Here is a 2,333-nt window from a genome sequence, read left to right as displayed (position 1 = left end):
CCGTCTCGACGCCGTCGGGCGAGGTGCCGGTGAATACGACGCGCTCGGGGCCGGATTCGACCGTACGGAAGCGGAAGCCGCGATTCTTGAGCAGCGCGACCATGGTCCGGGCGTAGATGGCCGGCATACCGTGCACGGTGAAGATCTGCTGTAGCGACTGCAGCGGGTTCAGGCCGAGCTCGGCGCCGTGCAGAATCGCGACGGTCGCCGCTTTGGGGTTGCCCTGGTAGAACGTCGGGACCATCGGCGTCATGCAGACGGTGTCTGCGAACTTCCGCGCATCGTCCATGAACGACAGGTAGCGGCCGAGCATGGTGAACGGGTCAGGCCCGGCAGCGCTGACGAGGGTGCCCTCGGTCGGCTCGACGGTGGCGATTTCAGTGGTCACCGGCTGTACTCCTTTTTGAATTCCCAATTGGGTAAATCGATTTCGTGCGGGCCGGGTCCGTGGTCCGGCCATGCGCCGGACTCGCGGCAGGCCGCGTACTTGGTGAGCGCGCGTCGGGCGATGTCCCCGCCGAGGTCGACCACGCGTCGTTTGAGCCGGTGCACCGCGACGAGGTGCGGCGGCCGTTTCGCCACGGCCACGAATACGAAGTCGTCGAGCGGGCGCTCGGCCGCGGCGAATGTCGCTTCGTACCACCACTGTTGGACGTGGTAGCCGAAGCGGCGAACCTCGTCCTCGAAGTCGTCGGGGGCCGACGACTCGCACGTCTTGAGGTCTACGCCGCGGCGGCGGTGCAGCCAGTCGGTACGTGCGCGCATCATCACGCGAGTGAGCGGATCGCGGCCGTAGGCGCTCACCTCGGGGGTGCCTACGTCGAACAGCGGTCCGGCCTCGTCGTGTGTGAGCACGGCCTCGGCCATCGTCTCGACGAGGTCGATTTCATGGCTCAGCAGCGGCACCTCACCGCGGGCCCGGATCTCTCTTCGCAGCTTCTGGTTGGCCGGTTTCTTCCAGTCCGGTGCCTTCACCTCGACAATGCGCGGCCCCACGCCGAGGACGAGCGTGTGTGTCGCGGTGCCCTTTTCCATCTCGGGTGTCGGCTCGCGCACCTCGGGGTGTTCGAGCTCGTACAGCCATTCCGCCGGGGCGAGCTCGAGCAGGCGGCGCGCACCGCTCGACGACAGCGAACTGCGGTCACGGTGGTACACGTCCTCCGGGACGCCTGCGTACAGGCCGGGCTCGGTCGGGGCGGTCATGCCGCGTCCGTTAGGAGATCTGGCCGGACCGCGCGCAGCAGCTCGGCGGTTTTCCGGTTGATGTACTGCTGCCGGGTCATCAGCGAGCCGACCACGTTCTTGCTGAGTCCGGCTCGCTGGGCGATCTCGCGGTAGCTCCAACCGGTCTCGGCGTGCACGCGCTCGACGTGCTTGCGCACCGGCGCCGCGTCGACGAGTCCCTGCTCGCACGGCGGGCACCGCGTGACGGTGTTTTGTCGGCGCGTTTGGAACTCGCTGCGGCACTGCGCGCAGACGATCGAGCGTGGCTCGTGCGCGCCGCTCTGTTTCTCGGGAGGTTTGCGGCCGAGCCAGATGTGCAGCTGTGCCCATTCCCCTGCGAATCGGGTGTGGTAGCCGCCCGCGACGCCAGCGCGGATGTTGTGGCGTATCGCGTCGTCGCCGCAATCCCGCTGCACGGGGCAGCCCCAGCAGATGCGTTTCGCCTCTTTGGTGGCGGCGCTGTGGAGGTTGCGCGAAAACCACATGTCCGGGTTCGGGTGCTTGCCGCAGGCCGCGCGATGCCGCCAGTCATCCGCCGTCTGGTCCACGCCGCCGACCATCAGGCCACCTGGGCGGGCGGTGGTCCGGCGTTGCCGTCGATCAGCATGGCGACACCCCCGTGCGGACGTCGACCGCGTGCTCGTGCGCGACGTCCGGGTCGGATTGAGAGCCCGCCCGGATCGGCGCGGTGTCGGCCGGGATCCGGCCGGTGCCGCCGCACACGTCGCACCACGGTTGGCCCTTGCCGGTCGGGCCGCACGTGCAGCTGGGGCACGGCGTGCCCTCGTCCTCGTCGTACTCCTCGACGGTCTCGCCGTCGTCGGCATCGACGGCCGCCGGGTCGTCGTCCTGCTGCTCTTTGTGTTCGATCCAAAGTCGGTGCGGGGTCGACCATGCTTCCCTGGCGTACACCCGGACGATGGCGTTGTCGGGCAGCCTGGCAGCCGCGATGACGGCCGCCCGCAGCTCGCCGAGCGTGACGTCGGCGCCTACGTCTTCGGCCCCGAAGTAGGCGTTTACCTGTTGCACCGTGGTCCGGGTCGTCGACAGCGACAGTCTCAGACCGGTTTCGGGGTCGGTCGTTGTGCGCCTCATCGAGCCGACACCGC

Annotated in this window: 3 protein-coding genes and 1 pseudogene; all 4 read right to left on the bottom strand. The window is 68.7% G+C overall.

Annotated elements, in window-relative coordinates; translation table 11 throughout:
• A pseudogene (locus ACIA5H_RS37065) lies at positions 1 to 388 on the bottom strand (hypothetical protein); the annotation flags it as partial.
• Positions 385 to 1,203, bottom strand: coding sequence for a PD-(D/E)XK nuclease-like domain-containing protein (locus tag ACIA5H_RS37060; protein WP_364599095.1), 819 nt, complete (start codon positions 1,201 to 1,203; stop codon positions 385 to 387). The gene ACIA5H_RS37060 and the pseudogene ACIA5H_RS37065, both read right to left, overlap by 4 nt.
• Complete coding sequence (locus ACIA5H_RS37055) at positions 1,200 to 1,772, bottom strand: WhiB family transcriptional regulator (protein ID WP_397080965.1); 573 nt, start codon at positions 1,770 to 1,772, stop codon at positions 1,200 to 1,202. The genes ACIA5H_RS37060 and ACIA5H_RS37055 overlap by 4 nt, the downstream gene beginning before the upstream one ends.
• A gap of 52 nt (positions 1,773 to 1,824) precedes the next feature.
• Positions 1,825 to 2,333: hypothetical protein (locus tag ACIA5H_RS37050; RefSeq protein WP_397080963.1), on the bottom strand; the 509-nt coding region annotated here is incomplete at its 5' end.

It is taken from the genome of Nocardia sp. NPDC051900, assembly GCF_044452545.1.
Lineage (GTDB): Bacteria > Actinomycetota > Actinomycetes > Mycobacteriales > Mycobacteriaceae > Nocardia > Nocardia sichangensis.
This window is presented reverse-complemented; position numbering and strand designations above follow the sequence as displayed.